At 63.8% G+C, this 18191-nt stretch carries 13 protein-coding genes; 10 read left to right on the top strand and 3 right to left on the bottom strand.

The genetic code is table 11. The features are described 5' to 3' along the window. Positions 1-132 precede the first annotated feature (132 nt). The 7 genes from B146_RS0121470 to B146_RS0121440 all read left to right on the top strand — a co-directional run bounded on the left by B146_RS0121470 (position 133) and on the right by B146_RS0121440 (position 6871). A complete protein-coding gene (locus B146_RS0121470; protein ID WP_019998546.1) occupies positions 133-1044 on the top strand; it encodes a LysR substrate-binding domain-containing protein in 912 nt (303 codons plus the stop codon). Positions 1045-1326: 282 nt separating this feature from the next. Beyond that, positions 1327-2703 (top strand): NAD(P)H-dependent oxidoreductase, encoded by a 1377-nt coding sequence (locus B146_RS0121465; RefSeq protein ID WP_019998545.1) that lies wholly within the window; start codon positions 1327-1329, stop codon positions 2701-2703. After that, entirely contained in the window at positions 2700-3029 is a 330-nt protein-coding gene (locus B146_RS0121460; protein ID WP_019998544.1) for a putative quinol monooxygenase, read from the top strand. Before B146_RS0121465 ends, B146_RS0121460 begins: the two co-directional genes overlap by 4 nt. After that, positions 3022-3918: an NAD(P)-dependent oxidoreductase gene (locus tag B146_RS0121455; protein ID WP_019998543.1), complete on the top strand. Its 897-nt coding sequence runs from the start codon at positions 3022-3024 to the stop codon at positions 3916-3918. The genes B146_RS0121460 and B146_RS0121455 overlap by 8 nt, the downstream gene beginning before the upstream one ends. 38 nt (positions 3919-3956) lie before the next feature. After that, positions 3957-4955, top strand: a complete 999-nt coding sequence (locus tag B146_RS0121450) for a DctP family TRAP transporter solute-binding subunit (protein WP_019998542.1) — start codon at positions 3957-3959, stop codon at positions 4953-4955. 75 nt (positions 4956-5030) lie between these two features. Further along, a complete protein-coding gene (locus B146_RS0121445; protein ID WP_019998541.1) occupies positions 5031-5588 on the top strand; it encodes a TRAP transporter small permease in 558 nt (185 codons plus the stop codon). After that, positions 5588-6871, top strand: a complete 1284-nt coding sequence (locus B146_RS0121440; RefSeq protein ID WP_026358838.1) for a TRAP transporter large permease — start codon at positions 5588-5590, stop codon at positions 6869-6871. The genes B146_RS0121445 and B146_RS0121440 overlap by 1 nt, the downstream gene beginning before the upstream one ends. A 384-nt stretch (positions 6872-7255) precedes the next feature. Here the strand turns inward: B146_RS0121440 and B146_RS0121435 are convergent, their stop codons facing one another. Beyond that, positions 7256-8068 (bottom strand): oxidoreductase, encoded by an 813-nt coding sequence (locus tag B146_RS0121435; RefSeq protein WP_019998539.1) that lies wholly within the window; start codon positions 8066-8068, stop codon positions 7256-7258. Positions 8069-8150: 82 nt separating this feature from the next. Between B146_RS0121435 and B146_RS0121430 the strand changes: the two genes are divergently transcribed. Then, a complete protein-coding gene (locus B146_RS0121430) occupies positions 8151-8594 on the top strand; it encodes a winged helix-turn-helix transcriptional regulator (protein WP_019998538.1) in 444 nt (147 codons plus the stop codon). A gap of 383 nt (positions 8595-8977) precedes the next feature. Here B146_RS0121430 and B146_RS0121425 read toward each other — a convergent pair whose 3' ends face one another. Next, complete coding sequence (locus tag B146_RS0121425; protein ID WP_019998537.1) at positions 8978-12451, bottom strand: YhaN family protein; 3474 nt, start codon at positions 12449-12451, stop codon at positions 8978-8980. Then, positions 12451-13704, bottom strand: coding sequence for a metallophosphoesterase family protein (locus tag B146_RS26965; protein WP_040408858.1), 1254 nt, complete (start codon positions 13702-13704; stop codon positions 12451-12453). The genes B146_RS0121425 and B146_RS26965 overlap by 1 nt, the downstream gene beginning before the upstream one ends. A gap of 260 nt (positions 13705-13964) precedes the next feature. Here B146_RS26965 and B146_RS26960 point away from each other — a divergent pair, with 260 nt between their 5' ends. Next, a complete protein-coding gene (locus tag B146_RS26960) occupies positions 13965-16229 on the top strand; it encodes an ATP-dependent nuclease (protein WP_051091617.1) in 2265 nt (754 codons plus the stop codon). Further along, positions 16226-18169 (top strand): UvrD-helicase domain-containing protein, encoded by a 1944-nt coding sequence (locus B146_RS0121400; RefSeq protein WP_019998532.1) that lies wholly within the window; start codon positions 16226-16228, stop codon positions 18167-18169. Before B146_RS26960 ends, B146_RS0121400 begins: the two co-directional genes overlap by 4 nt. Positions 18170-18191: the final 22 nt, after the last annotated feature.

The raw sequence follows: 18191 nt of genomic DNA, 5'->3' as shown, positions 1-18191 counted from the left end.
TCAGCCGTGGCAGATAAATTGGGTGCCGCACTCGCAGCGCCTTCGCAGCGCCTTTTCTTAAACCATGTCGATTTCGCATCTCGTCCATCTGGCGTATGAGGTCAGCCGGCCTCCAGAGAGGGGAAGGTGCCCATGGCGATCCCGTTTCGTGCGATCACGACGTTCCACGCGACGGTCAGTGCCGGCAGCGTGAGCGCCGCCGCTCGGCAATTAGGCGTGACGCCCTCTGCCGTCAGCCAGCAACTGGCGCTTCTGGAGACCTATGTCGGTACCGCCCTGCTTCTGAAGGTCGGGCGCGGCGTCAAGCTGACGGAAGCGGGCGAGACGTATTTCGGCTCAATCGCAGGCGAAGTTGCACAGGTCCTGCAGGCGACGGATCGGCTGCGCGGCCATCGCACCGTGACCACCCTCACCGTGCGGGCGACACCCAGCCTTTCCACGAAATGGCTGCTGCCGCGCCTGTCCTCCTTCGTGGACGCCTTTCCGCAACTCGAACTGCGCATCGACGGCACGAACGAGCCGACCGACTTTTCGCGCGAGGACGTCGACGTGGAACTGCGCCATGGGCGCGGGCAATGGCGCGGTCTCTATATCGAGGCGCTGGCGGAGGAGCGGCATTGGCCGATCGCAGCGCCTGGCCTTCTTGCCGCCTCGAGCATTCCCGCCGCGAGCCTCGTCAGCCATCGCCTGATCCATTCCGTCCGCTCGCAGGTGCAGTGGCCGCAATGGTTCGCGGCGGCGGGCCTCGATCCGGACCTGCGCTGGCGACGCGTCCTCTTCGACCGCACGCATATGGCGATCGACGCCGCCGCCGACGGCATGGGCGTCGCCCTGGAAAGCGATCTCATGTTCTGGCGCGACTGGCGCGCCGGCCGGATCGTCTGCCCCGTTTTCGACGCGCCGCAGCCTCAGCCGATCGTCACGCAGTGGATCGTCTGTCCAAGCGACAAGCTGCATCTCTCGCGCGTCCAGTGTTTTCTGGAATGGATCCGCCATGAGCGCGACCTGTGGCAGGCCGACCTTGGCGCACACCCGATCTGTTAGATATTCTAACGCTTCCGCTCCACTTACTAAATTGCGCTAAGCGTTCTCTCTGATCTAGCTTGGCTCGAACGCTTCCACCGAGGAGCGGACCAGACCGGCGCAACAGCCGGCGGAGGAACAAAGAAGACCCAACCCTTCGTCAGGACCGCGCCGGTTCCCGCCGCGCCGTTCCGAACAGGCCGCCTTTGCGCGGATCGCTGCTTTCCCCGGCCGGCCTCGCGCGGCCGGGATCGAGGCCGCGCGCCCGCTCGCCACCATCATCGACATCGATCGAGGACCAGCATGAATCTTTACTCTCTCCTCGCCGCGCGTGCCGCCGAAGGCCGCCCCGTGCGCGTCGGTCTCATCGGCGCCGGCAAGTTCGGCTCGATGGTGCTCGCCCAGGCCCAGCGCATTGCCGGCTACCACATGGTGGCGGTCGCCGACCTCAACGTCGGCAAGGCGCGCGAGTCGTTCGCCCGCGTCGGCTGGCCCGCCGAGCGCTACGCCGCCACCAGCGCGGGCGAGGCCGTGCGCGAGGGAACGACGTTCGTCACCGACGATGTGGCGGCCATGCTGGCCTGCGACGAGATCGAGTGCGTGATCGAGGCGACCGGCCATCCGATCGCCGGCACGCGGCACGCGCTCGCCGCCATCGAAGCCGGCAAGCATGTCGTCATGGTCAATGTCGAGGCCGACGTCATGTGCGGCCCGATCCTCGCCGAGAAGGCGCGTCAGAAGGGCGTCGTCTACTCGATGGCCTACGGCGACCAGCCGGCGCTGATCTGCGAGCTCGTGGACTGGGCCCGCGCCACCGGCTTCGAGGTGACGGCCGCCGGCAAGGGCATGAACTTCGAGCCGCGCTACCGCTACTCGACGCCCGACACGGTCTGGGGCTTCTTCGGCTGGACCGAGGAGGAGGTCGCGGCCGGCGACTTCAACCCGAAGATGTACAACTCCTTCACCGACGGCACCAAGGCGGCGATCGAGATGGCGGCCGTCGCCAACGGCACCGGCCTCGACTGCCCCGAGAACGGCCTCGCCTTCCCGCCGTCGGGCCTTCACGACCTCGCCCGCGTCTTCCGCCCGATGGCCGACGGCGGCCGCATGGAGCGCTCGGGCCTCGTGGACATCGCCGCCAGCCAGGAACCGGACGGGCGCGAGGTCTTCAACAACATCCGCTACGGCGTGTTCGTGACGATCAAGGCGCACAACGAGTATGCGAAGGCCTGCTTCAAGCAGTATGGCCTCCTGACCGATCCGTCCGGCTGGTACGGCTCCATGTGGCGCCCGTTCCACATCATCGGCCTGGAGACCTCGATCAGCGTCCTGTCGGCGGTGCTGCGCGGTGAGGCCACCGGCTCGTCCAAGGAGTTCCGGGGCGACGCGGTGGCGACGGCCAAGAAGGCCATGAAGCCGGGCGAACTGCTCGACGGCGAGGGCGGCTACGCGGTCTGGGCCAACGCCATCCCCGCCACACGCAGCCTGTCCCTGAAGGCGCTGCCGATCGGCCTCGCGCATCACGTGAAGCTGAAGCGCCCGATCGAGCGCGACCAGATCGTCAGCTTCGACGATGTGGAACTGGTGGACGATCTCGACGTCGTCGCGCTGCGCCGGCAGATGGAGGACGCGGCCCGCCCCGCGCTCGGGACGACATCCGTCGCGGCGGCCGCCGAATGACCGTCGCCGGCGCGTCCGCGGGCGATGCCTTCGTCGTCATCGCCGAGTTCCGGGTGAAGCCGGACGCCATGGAGGCCTTTCTGGCGGCGGCGGCGGACGACGCGCGCCACTCCGTGGCGGACGAGCCGGGCTGCCGGCAGTTCGACGTGGTGCGTCCCGAGGGCGGGGAGGATGCGGTCGTCTTCTACGAGGTCTACGACAGCCGCGAGGCGTTCGACCACCATCTGACGACGCCGCATCTCAAGCGCTTCCAGGCCGCGTTCCCGGCCCTGGTCCTGGAGGAGCGGCCGGTGCGCTTCGCAAGCCGGCACCATCCCCATGGCTGAGGCGGGCGGCCTGCGGATCGGCTTTCTCGGCACCGGCATCATGGGCGCGCCGATGGCGCGGCGCCTGGCGGCGGCGGGGTTTCCCGTCACCGCCTGGAACCGGAGCGCGGAAAAGGCCGGCGGTCTGGCGGCCGACGGCGTGTCGGTCGCCCCGACGCCGAGAGGGGCGGCTGCGGGAGCCGACGTCCTTGTCGCGATGCTGAGTTCCGGCCCGGTCTGCGACGAGGTTCTCTTCGGGCCCGAGGGAGCGGCCTCCGCCCTCGCGCCGGGCGCGACGATCCTCGTCATGAGCTCGATCCCGCCGCAGACGGCACGGGCACAGGCCGACAAGGCGCGCGAGATGGGGCTCTCCTATGTCGACGCCCCCGTCTCCGGTGGCGAGAAGGGTGCGCAGGCCGGAACGCTCGCCATCATGGCGGGGGGCGAGGCGGCGGTCGTCGATCGCCTCGCGCCGGTCTTCGCGCCGCTCGGACGCCCGACCCATGTCGGGCCGGCGGGCGCCGGTTCGCTGACGAAGCTGTGCAACCAGCTGATCGTCGCCACCACGATCGGCGCGGTCTCGGAGGCTCTCGTCCTGGCCGAAAGCGGCGGGGCGGACCCGGCGCGCGTGCGCGAAGCCTTGCTGGGCGGCTTTGCCGATTCCACCGTCCTGCGTCAGCACGGTTTGCGCATGGTCACCGGCGACTTCAAGCCGGGCGGCCCCGCGAAGTATCAGATCAAGGACACGGGCGCCGCCCTCGACGTGGCCCGCGCGGCCTCACTCGACCTGCCGCTCGCCAGCGCGACGCACGCCCTGTTCGAAGGCATGGTGGCCAATGGCGGCGCGGACCTGGACCACAGTGCCCTGATCCTCGAAATCAAGCGCGTGAACGGCCCGAGGAGGGGCTGATTCGCGCGGCAACAGACATGCAAACGGGAGGAACCGATATGCTGCACAAAACCCTTGGCACCCTTGCCGCCGCCGCGATGCTTCTCTGCGGCACGGCGCTCGCCCGTGCCGAGACGCTCACCCTGTCGACGCCGGATTCCGACGTGTCCGAGATCACGGTGGCGGCCAACCACTTCGCCAAGCTCGTCTCGGACAAGACCAAGGGCGAACTCACGCTGAAGGTCTTCCCGAACGGCACGCTCTATGGCGGCGACCCCTCGGCCGGGGTCAAGCAGCTCGCCGGCGGCTCGCTCGACGGCCTCATCCTCTCGACCTCGCTTTATGCGACGTTCGAGCCGAAGTTCTCGGCGATCGCCGTTCCCTATCTCTTCAACGATGTCGATCAACTCCGCTCCTATCTCGGTGGCACGCAAGGCGACACGCTGCGCACGGGCCTGTCCGACATCGGCATCGAGGCGATCGATCTCTGGTCGCGGCCGTTCCGCCAGATCACGAACTCGAAGCGCCCGATCCACACGCCGGAGGACGTGAAAGGGCTGAAGCTGCGGGTTCCGAACAACCCGCTCTGGGTGAAGTTCTTCGGTGCCATGGGCGCGGCGCCGACCCCCATGGCCTTCGCCGAGGTCTACAATGCCCTCCAGCTCGGCGTCGTCGACGGGCAGGAGAACCCGGTCAACGTGCCCGTCAGCGCGCGGCTCTACGAGGTGCAGAAACACCTGACCATGAGCAACCACATCGCCGACGCCTGGGTGGTCGGCTTCAATCCCGCGCGCTTCGAGGCCTTGAGCGAGCCGCACAAGGCCGCCATCCGCGAAGCTGCGGTCGAAACGGAAACCTGGAAGGCCGAGAACGACGCGGCCGACATCGCCAAGTCGCTGGAAACCCTCAAGACCAACGGGATGGAGATCACCGAGCTTCAGCCAGCCGAGCGCGAGGCTTTCGTCACCGTGGCCAAGGGGCTCTATGGCGAGTTCGCCGGGCTCGTGAAGGATCAAGCCTTCTTCGACGCGACGCTCGCCTTCGTCGGCAAGAAGTAACCGCGCCCCCGCGCATCCTGCCGGGCCGCGCCCGGCAGGAGTTCCGGCCACCCGGTCTTGCGAACGGAGCTTCCCATGTCTTCCCGACTTCCCAGCCTTGGCGCGCTCGTCAGGATCGTCGCCGACGTCTCGGCGGGCCTCGCCTGCTTCGGCATCCTCGTCGTCGTCTTGATGCAGGTCGCCGGACGCCTCCTCGGCCATCCCCTGCCCTGGACGGAGGAGGCCGTGCGCTTCCTCTTCGTCTGGATGGTGTTCCTGGGGCTCGCCGCCGGCTTCCGCACCGTCGAAAGCGCCCGCGTCGTGGTGTTCCTGGCCTATGGCCGCCGCGTATTCCAGCATCTGGCGGTGCCGATCTATGTCGGCTCCTCGGTTCTGTTCTTCGTCCTGATGGGCTGGACGGGCACGACGCTCGTGCGCCAGCAGATCATGATGCGCGAGACCGCCGCCACGGTTCCCATTCCGATGTGGGTGATCGGGCTGATCATGCCGGTCTCGGCCGTCGTCGCGATCCTCGCCATCATCGACTCGGTTCGCCACCGCCACGACCTGATCGCGCTGCCCGAGCCCGGCCTGCCCCAGGCCAGCGAAGCCATGTCCGTCCACCCCGACCTCAGCATGAGGGTCCAGCCATGATGAGCCTTTTCCTTCTCGTCGCCTTTCTCGTCATGTCCGTGGTCGGCGTGCCGCTCGCGGTGGCGCTTGGGCTGGCCAGCGTTCTGACGCTCGTCCTCTTCACCCACATGCCGCTCGACCTCCTGTCGCAGACGATGTTCTCCTCGATGAACTCGTTCCTGCTGGTCGCCGTGCCGCTCTTCATCCTGGTCGGCGCCGTGATGGAGCAAGGGCGCGTGGCGGAGCGCATCTTCGACTTCGCCGAAGCGCTCGTCGGCTGGCTGCCGGGCGGCCTTGGCCATGTGAACGTCGCCTCGTCCGTGATCTTCTCCGGCGTGTCGGGCTCGTCGGTCGCCGACATCGCCTCCGTCGGCGCGATCGAAATCAAAGCGATGGAGCGACACGGCTTTCCCAAGGGCTACGCCGTCGGGATGACGCTCTGCACCGCGACGCTCTCATCCATCATTCCGCCCTCGATCCTCGTGGTTATAGCCGGCTCCATCGCGAACGTCTCGATCGGCGCCCTCCTCGTCGCCGGGCTGGTGCCGGGGCTCTTCATCGCCTTCGCATTCATGGTGTTCAATCACTTCTATTCCGTGCACTACGGCTACAACCCGCCGAGCCCGTTCGTCCTGCGCAATGTCTTTGTGACCGGCCTCAGGGCCATCCTGCCGATGATGACGCCGGTGATCCTAATGGCCGGCATCGCCAGCGGCATCTTCACGCCGACTGAAGCGGCGGCGGTTGCTGTGGTCTACGTGCTCGCCCTCGGGCTCGTCGTCTACCGCACAATCCCGCTCTCCGCCGTTCCGGGAATCCTGATCTCGACCGCCCGTATCTCCGGGACAATCCTCTTCATCGCTGCCACCTCGCAGGTCGCGGCCTGGATCTTCACCTACGAGGACCTGCCGTCGAAGGTCGCCGTGCTGCTTGACGCGATCAGCTTCGGCCCGGTGTCCGGGCTGCTCATCATCTTCGTCTTCCTGCTCCTGATCGGCATTTTCATGGAGGCGATCCCGGCGATGTTCATCCTCATCCCGGTGCTGATGCCTTCGGCCCTCTCGCTCGGTATCGACCCAATGCACTTCCTGATCGTGACGGTGATGACGCTGACGCTCGGCCTCGTCACGCCGCCTGTCGGTGTCTGCCTCTTCGCGGCGGCGCAGGTGGCGAACATGCGAGTGGAGGACGTCATTCGCGGCTCGCTCGCCCCCATGACGGTCCTGACGGTCGCGATCCTCCTCCTCGTTCTTTTCCCAATCCTGACGGTCGGACCGATCCGCTGGCTCGGTCTCTACGGTTAAGCGACATCTGCGGAAGGGGGCCGAAAGCGGCCTGTCCGCTTTCCGGGCGATCCAGCGGAAAGCTGCCGCTCCGCTGTCGACCCAACCATGCCATCAACGAACCTCAAACAAACGCATGTAAGCAGTCATTCCTCCGCGTCCTAGATGGCTGCGTTGATGAAGTCTGCGGACGGACGGGTTGCCTGCATGGCGTGCAGGACGGCCTCCAGCGCTGTCGCGCCCTTAAGCTCGCAGTCACCCCTCGAAGGCGTAAGACATTGCTTGGATGCGCTGTGGCCCAACCTACTCCGCCGCCGTTGATCGCCATCGCCCCTTTCGTGCCGAGCCGCCAGCGACGGGCAGAAGCGTCCGTCCAGTTTGCCTGCGGTAAGCGGCAGAAGGAATTCACGAGGTTAGATCGTTGACCTTGTGCAGGATGCGATCAACGACCCGTTCTGGCAGGAAGCGACGCATGGACCGGACCAGGCCCGACTGCTTGCCTGCCGAGTAGCGGAGTCTCGGACGTTTGTTGGTTGCTGCCTTCACGACCATCTTGGCGACAATCTCGGGGGCGTCCCCCTCCTCGACCCATTTGCGCATGAGCGTCTCGCTGGCCGATCGTTCGGCCGCGTAGACCGTCATAGGCTGGTCGCCGCGCGTCAGGTTCTCCTCGAAGGAGGTGCGCGTCACGCCCGGTTCGACCAGCACGGCACGGATGCCGAACCTGCGGATCTCATGATCGAGGGACTCCGTATAGCCTTCCACCGCATGCTTGGTGGCAGCGTAGAAGGCATTGAAGGGTGACGGAATCAGGCCGAGGATCGAGCTCATGTTGACGATTCGGCCGGACTTTTGAGCTCGCATCATGGGCAGCACCGCGTTGACCACGCGGGCGACTCCGAAGACGTTGACGTCAAAGAGGCGCTGGGCCTGGGCGATCGACGACTCCTCGGCAGCGCCCAGCAGGCCAATCCCGGCATTGTTGACGACGAGGTCGATGCGTCCCGCTTGGCGGACAATCTCGGCGATGAGCGCCTCCACCGATGCCTCGTCCGTCACGTCGCAGAAGAGCATCGTGATGCCGGGCATGTTGCCGAGCGCCTTGCGGCTGGTCCCGAACACTCGGTATCCCGCCTTCGAAAGTGCCTGCGCCGTGACGAGGCCGATGCCGGAGGAGGCGCCCGTGACGAGAGCGATACCTTTGTTTGCCGTGCTCATGAATCCGTCTTTCGGGTCGGGGTGGATTGCCGTTGTGTGAAGCGGTACTATCAAATCGATATCTAGTCACTACCGAAAAGATATGGACAAGCAAATTTCGCCCTTTGCCGGATGCCCTGTCGCTCGCGGCCTTGAGTCGGTCGGTGACGCCTGGAGCATTCTCATCCTTCGCGACGCGCATGCAGGGCTCAGCCGCTTCGATCAGTTTCGCAAGAACCTCGGGATCGCGCCGACTATGTTGACGAAGCGCCTAGGTGCTTTGACGGAACACGGCCTTCTGGAAAAGCGGCTCTACTCCGAGCGACCGCCGCGAGAAGAGTACGTCCTGACAGCCAAGGGCCAGGACTTCCTGCCCGTCCTCCTCATGATCGGGGCTTGGGCACAGCGAAACTGCGGAGCGAACCTCGCGCGCTACGTCGATGTTGAGGCGGGGCACGAGATCCAGCCGATCGGCATCGACGCCGTCACGGGAGCCACGCTGGGAAGCCGGGCGATGCGGATGAGCGCCGATGGGAAGGAACGGTGACGTCGGGGGTGCGCGGACCCTATGAGCCTTCGGCCTCGTCGCGCTGTCACATTGACAGCAGCAAGAAGCGGAACGTCGGCTTTCTGCTTCGGCGGCCATCGAGCGGAAGGGCGCTTTTCCACCCTTCTACGCCACCTGCTGACCCAGATGAATGGGCCGAAAGCGGACAGGCAGCTCTCGGACCGGCAAGAATGATAGCTGCCATTTCGCCCACAGACCGAACGCCGGCGCATCGTAAGGCTGCCCAACGGTCCGCGTTGAGTATGCCTTTAGAGGACCGGATGGAGCCAAACCATTTTAGGTGAAGCAACAGTTGGCCGATGTGCATCTGTCGCAGAAACGACCGTCTTTGCGGAAAACTCTGAGCTGGTATCAGCAGGGTCCTACGCGGCCGCAGTCGTATCGAGGTTGGATACGATGCGTTGCAGCTGGAAGCCTCCCGCACCGAGCGCTTTTCGGGCAACCTCAATCAGATGCTCGTGATGGCTGAACACAATGACCTGAGTATGCGCCGCAGCGGCGGCAAGGACTTCGAACAGGCAGGCGGCTCGTGCGTCGTCGGCAGTGATTAGGAGATCGTCGCAGATCACTGGCAGCGTGCCTACGCCGGACCGGCCTTCGATCGAACCAAGCCGCAGCGCCAGGTACAGCTGATCGCGCGTGCCTTCGCTCAGGGCCTCGACGCCGACTTCAGCACCATCTGCGCGTCGGGCGAGGATGACTGGTTTGTCGTCCGCGCCGTAGCCAACACCGAGACCTGCGAAGGCTCCGCCGGTGATTTTGGCAAAAAGGGCACCAGCCCGCGCAATGAGCGGGGCCTGATTGGTGGCCCGATGGCGATCGAGCATCCACCGCAAGAGGGCGGCAGCCGAAGCCGTCCGCACATGTTCCTCCGCCACTTCGGCAAGCTGATGGGCCACTTCCGTCGCCTCTTGCTGCGCGTTGGCGGCGGCGCTGTCGCTAGCGGCACGCTCCATTTCTTCTTCTACAGCGTTGAGGGCACGACCAACCTCTTCGCGCTCGCTGGCAAGATCCAGTCGGCGATCCTGGATGCGGCTGCGGGCCGCCGCTTCTTCCTCGGCGGACAGTTCGGCGATCTCGACAGCCAGCGCGTCGAGTCCTGCGTTGTTGTCAGCACCGGCAAGGTCCATGAGCGCTTCGCGCTCGACCGTTCGCAGGAGGGCCCGGCGATCGGCCTTTGCGATCGTTTGATCAAGTGCCATTTCGTCGGCGACCCCCGCTGCTTGCATCAGCACGCCGATCACAATTTCGGCGGCGTCGAGTTGGGCCTTCGTCTGCGCGAACTCCTCTGTGAGCCGCGTGCGTTCACCGCTTTGCGTGTCCCGCTCTTCGGTGTCGCGAATAGCATCATCGAGCCCAGCGGCAAGCGTCTGCACCTGGTCGACCGCCCTGCCTTTCCGGACTTGCCTAAGCGCGCCGAGCACGGTGTCGAGATCCGCCTCGAACGCGATCCTGTCGCGCTCGATGCCGACGATCTGGCGAGCCACGCCTTCACGTGTCGCGGTCTCCTCGGCGATCCCTTCGAGCGCAGCCAGAACATCCACCAGCGCGACTTCGCCGCTCGTCTCCGCAAGACCCGCCTCCTCCGCGAGGGCCCCGATTTCTGCATCGAGAGCCAGACGCTCCTCGTCGATGCCTTTCTCTTCCAGTTCAAGTTCCGCCGCAGCGCGATCGATCACCACCATCTCCCGAGCGATGCGTTCGCGCGCGGTGGCGCTCTCGCTCGAAACAGCGACAAAACGGCGAGCTCGTTCAATGAGCCCAGGATCATCCTGCGCAACTCCGCCGCCACCGGCATCTGCCAGCGCTTGCCGGATCCGGCTTCGAGAGCGCTCGATCGAGGCTCGCAACTCTTGCAGTGTCTCGAGCGCTTCCGTCGCTTCGCGCCCGGCTTCGAGTGCCGCCGTCCGCTGCATCAGCCAGTTTGCAAAATCGGCGGCAATGATCGGTCTCTCGAACCCCAGCGCGCCGAGGCGAGCGGCCCACTCAGCCTCCGCCCGCTCCAACTCGGCGGCCCACACGCTCCGTCGCTTCTCCGCTGCAGCGCGCAATTCCTCGGCTTCGGCGAGGCCCACGACGGCGAGCCCGTGTTCGGCGATACGCGTGGCTTCACCGTCCCGTCGATCTGCGAGGCGGTCGGCCTCGGCGACCGCCTCCCTCAGCGCGTATCCGGTAGCCTCGTCGTCGGCGCGGCGCTCGGACGCGAGACGTTCACGCACAGCATCGACCACCCGGTCGCGGGAGGCACGCTGTGCCGCAATGGCATCTGGCGTCGGCAGCGTATCGCCTGCTGTGATCGTCGCCAGCTTGCTCTTCTCTCGGATCGCGGTCGTTTCTGCAGCCTCTGCTTCCTTGCGCGCAGCGAAAGCCTCGTTTCGAGCCGTATCGATCGTTCTCTGCGCTTCACCAGCTTCCGCGGCGCTCGGCAGCTCCAGCCTCGCCAGCACCGCCGCGGTGCCCGCCCATGGACGAAGGCCTTCCAGCTGGCTGTTTGCGCGTGTGTGCCTCCGCGCGGCATCCTTCTCCGCCTGTCCGAGCCTTGTCTCAACGTCCATCGGCAAAGTGGCCAAGGCCTCGTTCACTGCTCCCGGATCGACGAAATCGCCTAGTCGAGCGAGTTCGGCCGCGCCCTCCGCGCGAGCGACCGCAATTCTCGCTCGCTCCTTGCCTGCAACTGCTTCGCGCTGGCGCAGATCGCGGCGCGCTTCCAAATGCGTGACGGCACGTCGGCGCCAGCCGACCGTCGGGAGCGCAACTCCGTCCCTAAGGTGCGCCTCGGCGCGTGCGCTAGTAATCCGCGCGTCTATACGCTCCAGTTCGGCGCGTCGGCGCTCTAGGTCCATGGCTGCCGTGGCGATCACCGGGCGGCGCTCATCTAACGCTTCGATCGCTGCGCGCTCGGCAAGGATAGGACCCGGCACTGCAATGGCATCGATCACAGCCGCGACACGCGCGATATCTGCCTCGACCCGCGTCGCCAGCGCAGCGAGCGTGCCGCGCTCGGCCTTCGCCAAGGCGAAGCGTTCGCCGGCGTCCGGGGCCATGTCCGGAACATCGCGCAGCTCGTCCAGTTCGCGTCGCGCTTCCTTCAGCCGGGCGAAGGGGGCGCGCGCCCTCGCAATGCGATCAAGCCGCGCCTGCTCGCGACTCATGGCTTCCGCTTCCTCGATCAGCGCCCGGCGCCGCGTTTCGGCATCAGTCCGGCGTTGGCGTACCTTCATCCAGTCGGCATCGCCAATGGAAGATTGGCGGACCCGACCCAACGCCTCGGTGCGCTCGCGCAGCAGGCGGTTGACGGGCGGGTTCTGACCCGCCGGCTTGAACAGCGCGACAGCGGCCTCTTCGAGCTTCTTCAACTCGGTTCCGATATGCGAAAGGCCGGTACCTGCTTCGAGCGTGATCCGCGCAGCGTCATCGCGGCCGCTGAGGATCCCCTCGCCGCCGCGGCGAAGTTTCGTGTGGTCGAGACCGAACATCCGCTCGAACGCCGTCCGGTCCAAACCGCCGAGAAGCTTGGCTAGTGGGTCTGCCTTGAAGGGCGTTCCGTCAGCTTGCAACAGCGTATCCCGGTTGCCCTTGCGCCGCGTTACGTCGATCGTTTCCCCGTCGTGCTCGATTAGCGCGCGCAGCCTAAGCTGGGAATAGTCGTAGTGCCAGTTCTGGCTGCTTTGACCGGGGATTCCGAACAGAAGATCGCCGATCGCTGCAAGCGCAGTGGATTTGCCGGCCTCGTTTGGTCCCACCACCAAATGCAGATACGGCCCGCCCTCACCGAAGTCGAAGACGCGATCGGCAAAGCCCCCGTAGCGGATGAGTTCGAGCCTCCGGAAGCGCATCAATCCTTGTCTCCCGCGAGCCGCGCTTCAATGAGGCTGCGCGCTGCCTCGACAATAGCTTCGCCGTTGCCGGCCCTTGCAAAGGCGATGAGCGGTGCGGTCTCAGCGTCCCCAATTTCCGTCGGAAGCTTTCCGACGAGCGGCGCGATGGCGGCCTCGATCGCGCGGCGACAGTCCGGGTCGGTCATCGCCTGGTCGAGGAGATCGCGAAGTTCCGGCGGCAGACCGTAGGTGCCCGCTTCTGCACGCGCCGCGACCTTCACCCGTTCGATCCAGAGCGTGTCGGAGATGCCTGCGGCGTGACCCCGCACTTCCGTTTCGAAGAAGGACGGATCAGCATTAAGTCGCATTGCCAGTGCTGCATCGGCCACAACGGCAACACGCGCCGCGACTGGGCGCCCCTCAGCTGCCGCTACGACCGGGCGAAGTTCGGCTTGTATCGCGGTGAGGGCTTCGAGGGTATCACGTGCACAGCTTGCATCGACGCGCAGATTTGCCCAACGGATTTCGTCGGTCGCCCGGTGCTCGACGGTGCTGATCGCTCCATCTTCGGCGCGCACGACGACCACGCCTTTCGGACCGGTTTCGCGAACGTGCCGTCCTTGCGTGTTGCCCGCGAAGACCACATGTGGATGCGTCGAGCGCACGGCATGGTCGTGGACGTGGCCAAGCGCCCAGTAGTCGTGTCCCGCCGCCTGAAGCTCAGCGAGTGAGCAGGGCGCGTAATTCGCGTGGCCCTCGTGCCCATCGAGCGCAGTATGGAGCATGGCGACGTTGAGCATCCCCTTCACTGGTGGGCAGTAGGTGGCCGCGATATTCTCCGTGGTGGCAGCCTGCTTGTAGGAGCGACCGTGGATCGCAACGCCGAGATCATCGAAAAGCACAGTCTCGCACCTTGCATTCGCCAACATGTAGACACCTTCGGGCGGCGTCAGATGTCGGGTGACGCGGCTTTCGGCGTCATGGTTGCCAAAGGAGATGACCGCACGGATACCGGCACGCGTCAGCCGAGCGAGCTGCGCGACCGCAAACTGGCCGGTAGACTGATCCTTCCAGGCGCCGTCATAGAGATCGCCTGCGATCACCACGAAGGCAGCGCCTTCATCGATCGCGAGGTCAACGACCCTAGCAAACGCAGTTCGCGTCGCCCCGCGTACGAGCTGCGAGAAAGCCTCATCCTTGCGCGAAAGACCATGCAGTGGACTGTCGAGATGGATGTCAGCGGCGTGAACGAAAGTGAGAGGCGTGCGCATAACGCACAACGTTAACGCGACTTCAGCAAGCGTGCTACAGCCCACACGATCTAAAACTCAACTGGAGGAGGGGCACGATACCGACTTGGCGCCTTCGACACTTCTCGAACCCCAGCCATTAGGGAAGCAGCAATCCGCTGACACAGCTTGTAGCGACCATATGCCGCACATTCGTTAGTTGTGATTGGAGAAGAGGATGGGTCTGCTTTAATGCATTGTAACGGTATCGCCACGCACGCATTACATTTGAGTCCTCGACTATGTATCTGCATTCGTATCGTTTGAAGAATTTTCGTCGGCTTCGCGACGCGCATATTGAGCTGGGATCGGACATTTCGATCTTTGTCGGCTCCAACAACAGCGGCAAAACATCGGCTACTCAAGCCATAATGATGTTCCTGTCTGGCTCGAAGGACCGGTTCACGCTGTTTGACTTCAGTTCACACACATGGAAGCAGCTTAACGCTCTTGAGGTGGCTGATCCTATCGGCGACGCCACTGCCGAAATCCCATCCATCGTGCTGGATTTATGGTTCAAGGTGAACGCAGAGGATCTGTACCTTGTGATGCCGATACTGCCGAGCACGGCATGGGAAGGCAGCATGGTCGGCATGCGAGTGGAACTGGCTGCTTGCTCGTCATCAGAACTGCTGAAGCGTTTCAGGGAGCGCAAGGCCGCGGTGACGGAAAAGGCTGCTGCGCTGCCGAACGAGGCTGGCGACTACAAGCCCTGGCCGAAATCGCTCACCGATTACCTCGAGAAGGAACTTCACCTCGAGTTCGAGCTCCGCTACAGCGTATTGGATCGCGCGCGGTTCGATTCCGCTTTGGTGGAGGAAATCGGCTACAGCCCAGCTCCCCTCGCTGGCGAGGTAAGCGGGGCTGCTGTACTCAGGTCGCTTGTTAGAGTCGATTGTCTTAACGCCCAACGCCACCTCGCCGATCCGGCGTCGAAAACCGAAGGCGGTTCGGGCCGGTCCGAGGACCTGTCCCGCCGGCTAAGCCGGTTCTACGAACGCAACCTCAGCCAACGGGAGGAAGACCACACGGCCCTCAGGGCGCTTTTCAAATCCGAAGCGGGGCTCAACGACCACCTCAAAGACGTCTTCAAGGACACGCTCGACCGTATTGCCACTCTCGGCTATCCCGGCCTTAACAATCCACGGCTAGAGATCAAGTCAGCGCTCAACCCTGCAACGGTAATGAGCCAGGACGCCAAGATCCATTACGTGCTCGGCGATGGAGACGACGCCGCTCGGTTGCCCGATAGCTACAATGGCTTGGGTTTTAAGAACTTGATCTACATGGTGGTGGAGATACTCGATATTCACGGGAAGTGGAAGGCCGAGGAGGAGAATCGCGCACCGCTACACCTGATCTTCATTGAGGAGCCTGAGGCGCACCTGCATGCCCAATTGCAGCAGGTCTTCATCCGGAACGTGCTAAGCCTTGTCAAAGAGGACGAAGAGAGCGCCTACAACAGCCAAGTTGTGATGACGACCCATTCGCCGCACATCCTCTACGAGCGAGGCTTCGCTCCGATCCGATATTTCCGGAGGCATGCTGATGGGGAGCAGACTACGCTTGTCCTCAATCTCTCAGCATTTCAGGCTGGAGAGGCGCCTAGGGACCGGCATTTCCTCCAGCGCTATCTGAAGCTGACTCATTGCGACCTGTTCTTTGCAGATGCCGCCATCTTGGTGGAAGGCAACGTAGAACGGCTCCTCATGCCCATCATGATCGAGCGAGAAGCGCCGACGCTTCGGTCCGCTTCGCTTTGCATCCTCGAAGTCAGCGGCGCTTTTGGTCATCGATTCAAAGAGCTGATTGAGTTTCTTGGCATCACAACACTTATTGTGACGGACATCGACAGCGTGACCGCCAAGCCGATCCCAGATTCAATCGACGAGGATGCGGAGGAGGACGAGGAGGTCGAGTTCGAGGTTCCTGACGCTGAGGAGGGAAAGCCAGCAATGAAGCGATACGGCAAGGCCTGCCTTCCCTCGGTCGAAAATGCTGAAACTTCAAACCAGACTTTGATCAAGTGGCTACCCAAGAAGCGGCTCATAGGCGATCTGCTGAAAGCGGACGCAGCCGAGAAAACAGCTCATATCACCGGCTCCGAACCGGCGAAGGTTCTGGTGGCGTATCAGGTTGCCACCGACGTCGCCTGGGGTGGCGCGACGGTCTCAGTGTGCGGTCGCACGCTCGAAGAGGCCTTTGGTCTCGAGAACGCTGAATGGTGCCAAGCCATCGAGCGCAAGGACGTGGGCCTTAAGCTCAAGAAGGCTCCTGAAGACGTCGCGGCACTTGCGGAAGGCCTACACAAGCGGGTTGGTGGCAAGCACTTCGACAAGACAAAATTCGCGCTGGAAATCATGGCCTCCGGCACGGAGGGCTGGACGACTCCGAAGTACATCAGGGATGGTCTCAGCTGGTTGGCCGAACAGGTTGATCTCGAGGTGGTACAGGAGGCCGAGGCCGTCGTCGGTGCGGTAGAGGCCGTCGAGGGCGAAGCTGAATGAGCGGTGGGCGGATCGACAAGCCGGACACCGAGGCCGACAAGCGCGTCAAGGCCTCCCTTGGTGGCAAGGAGAAGCGTGGTTTCGTCATGGTGGCGGGAGCCGGCTCAGGCAAGACCACGTCATTGGTCAAGGCGCTGGCCACTGCCATCCATATGCGAGGGGAGGAGCTCAAACGCAGCCGCAGGCGGATCGCCTGCATCACCTATACGGAGGTAGCAGCCGCCGAAATTTGGGCAGATGTAGGCAACAATCCGCTGCTGCACGTCTCGACCATCCATAGCTTTCTGTGGTCGATCACGCGGTCCTTCCAGACGGACATCAAAGCCTGGGTGATCCGTCGGATCAATGAACGCATCGCGGAGCTCGAGGCGACGGCCGCCAATTTCGGACCGCGTGTCCAGCCGCGCACGCGCGTTAAGAACCGCAACGACCTCGATCGGTATACCGCCTCGATCCCTATGGTCGAGAAGGTGGGGGCGTTCAACTACGGGACTGGTAGCGATTATTCTCGTGGCGTACTAGGTCATGACGACATAATCCGCATGGCCGCCTATTTTATGGTGGAGCGCCCACTGTTCCGGACCCTGGTTTCACAGCAGTTCCCGATTGTCTTCGTAGACGAGAGCCAGGATACCCAGCCGATCGTCGTGGGGGCTCTCAAAGCGGTGGCAGCGCAAGCTGGTGCCGATTTCTGCCTCGGCTTCTTCGGCGACCCCATGCAACGCATATATGCTACTGGCATCGGTGACATCCCGCTTGAGGATGGCTGGGAAACGATTGCCAAGGAAGAGAACTTCCGGTGCCCAACGCAAGTGCTAGCCGTGGCGAACGCCATTCGGCGCGACGGTGACGACCTCGTGCAGACTGGAGGCCGCGTGGTGCAGAACCCTGCCGGCGGAGCGCCCCTTCCTGTCAAAGGCTCGGCGCGCATCTTCGTGCTGCCAGCTGATGGCAATCGGGATGAGAGAATTGCCGCTGTCCGACGTCTGGTTTCGAACGAGGAGGCCGATCCCTGCTGGGCCGACGGCCCCGATGCTGACTTCAAATTGTTGGTCATCGTGCATCGAATGGCGGCCAACCGTTTGGGTTTTGGCCAACTCTATGCCGCTATGAACGATAAGGCGCCGAGCGCGTTCGGCGACGGCTTCCTCGATTCAACGTCATGGCCACTTAAGCCCTTCGTCAATTTCGTCCTGCCCGTCGTTGAGGCGATGGAGGTCGGTAACGAATTTGAGGCGATATCGCTCCTGCGCAGGTCGTGCCCTAGGCTCCAGCGTGAGGCGCTGTCCAAGTCTAAAGTCGCGGACCTACTCGCCTCGTTGCGAACTGCGGTTGCCGAACTCGTAGCTATGATGGCTGACGGCAGGGCTACAGTTCGAGACGTCCTCGTCCATCTGGCGCAGAAAGACCTCACAACTCTCGATCCACGTATCTCAGCGTTTATTGGGGAAGCGCTTCCTAAGAATGACGACGCCTCAGAGGACGAGGAGCAGAGAGAAGAAGGCGAGGACGAGGAGTCGGCTTCGCTAGAGATAGATGCCATGGACCGCTACCTAGCATGCCCAGCTCGCCAGTTCCGCGGGTACAGGACATACATCAGGCAATCGTCGCCCTTCTCGACGCAGCAAGGGATTAAAGGTGCTGAGTTCGAGCGCGTGCTTGTTGTCCTCGACGATGATGAAGGAACCCATGCGCAGTTCTCCTATGACAAGTATTTCGGAGTAAAGCCCCCGTCCAAGCGCGATCTGGAGAACATGGCTGAGGGTAAGCCGACCTCAATCGATAGAACGAGACGCCTTTTCTATGTTTGTTGCACGAGGGCACTTAAGGACCTAGTCGTCGTCTATTTCAGTGACAATCCTTCGACTGCCGAGGAGTGCGTGCGCGCGCTGCATATATTTCCCGACGAGGCAATCCTAACGGAGGCCGCGCTCGGATAACTTAAGCCGACGCTCCGGACAA

The sequence above is a fragment of the Aureimonas ureilytica DSM 18598 = NBRC 106430 genome (assembly GCF_000382705.1).
Taxonomy (GTDB): Bacteria; Pseudomonadota; Alphaproteobacteria; order Rhizobiales; family Rhizobiaceae; genus Aureimonas; species Aureimonas ureilytica.
Note: the sequence above shows the minus strand (reverse complement) of the source record. Positions and strands in the feature narration are given on the sequence as shown.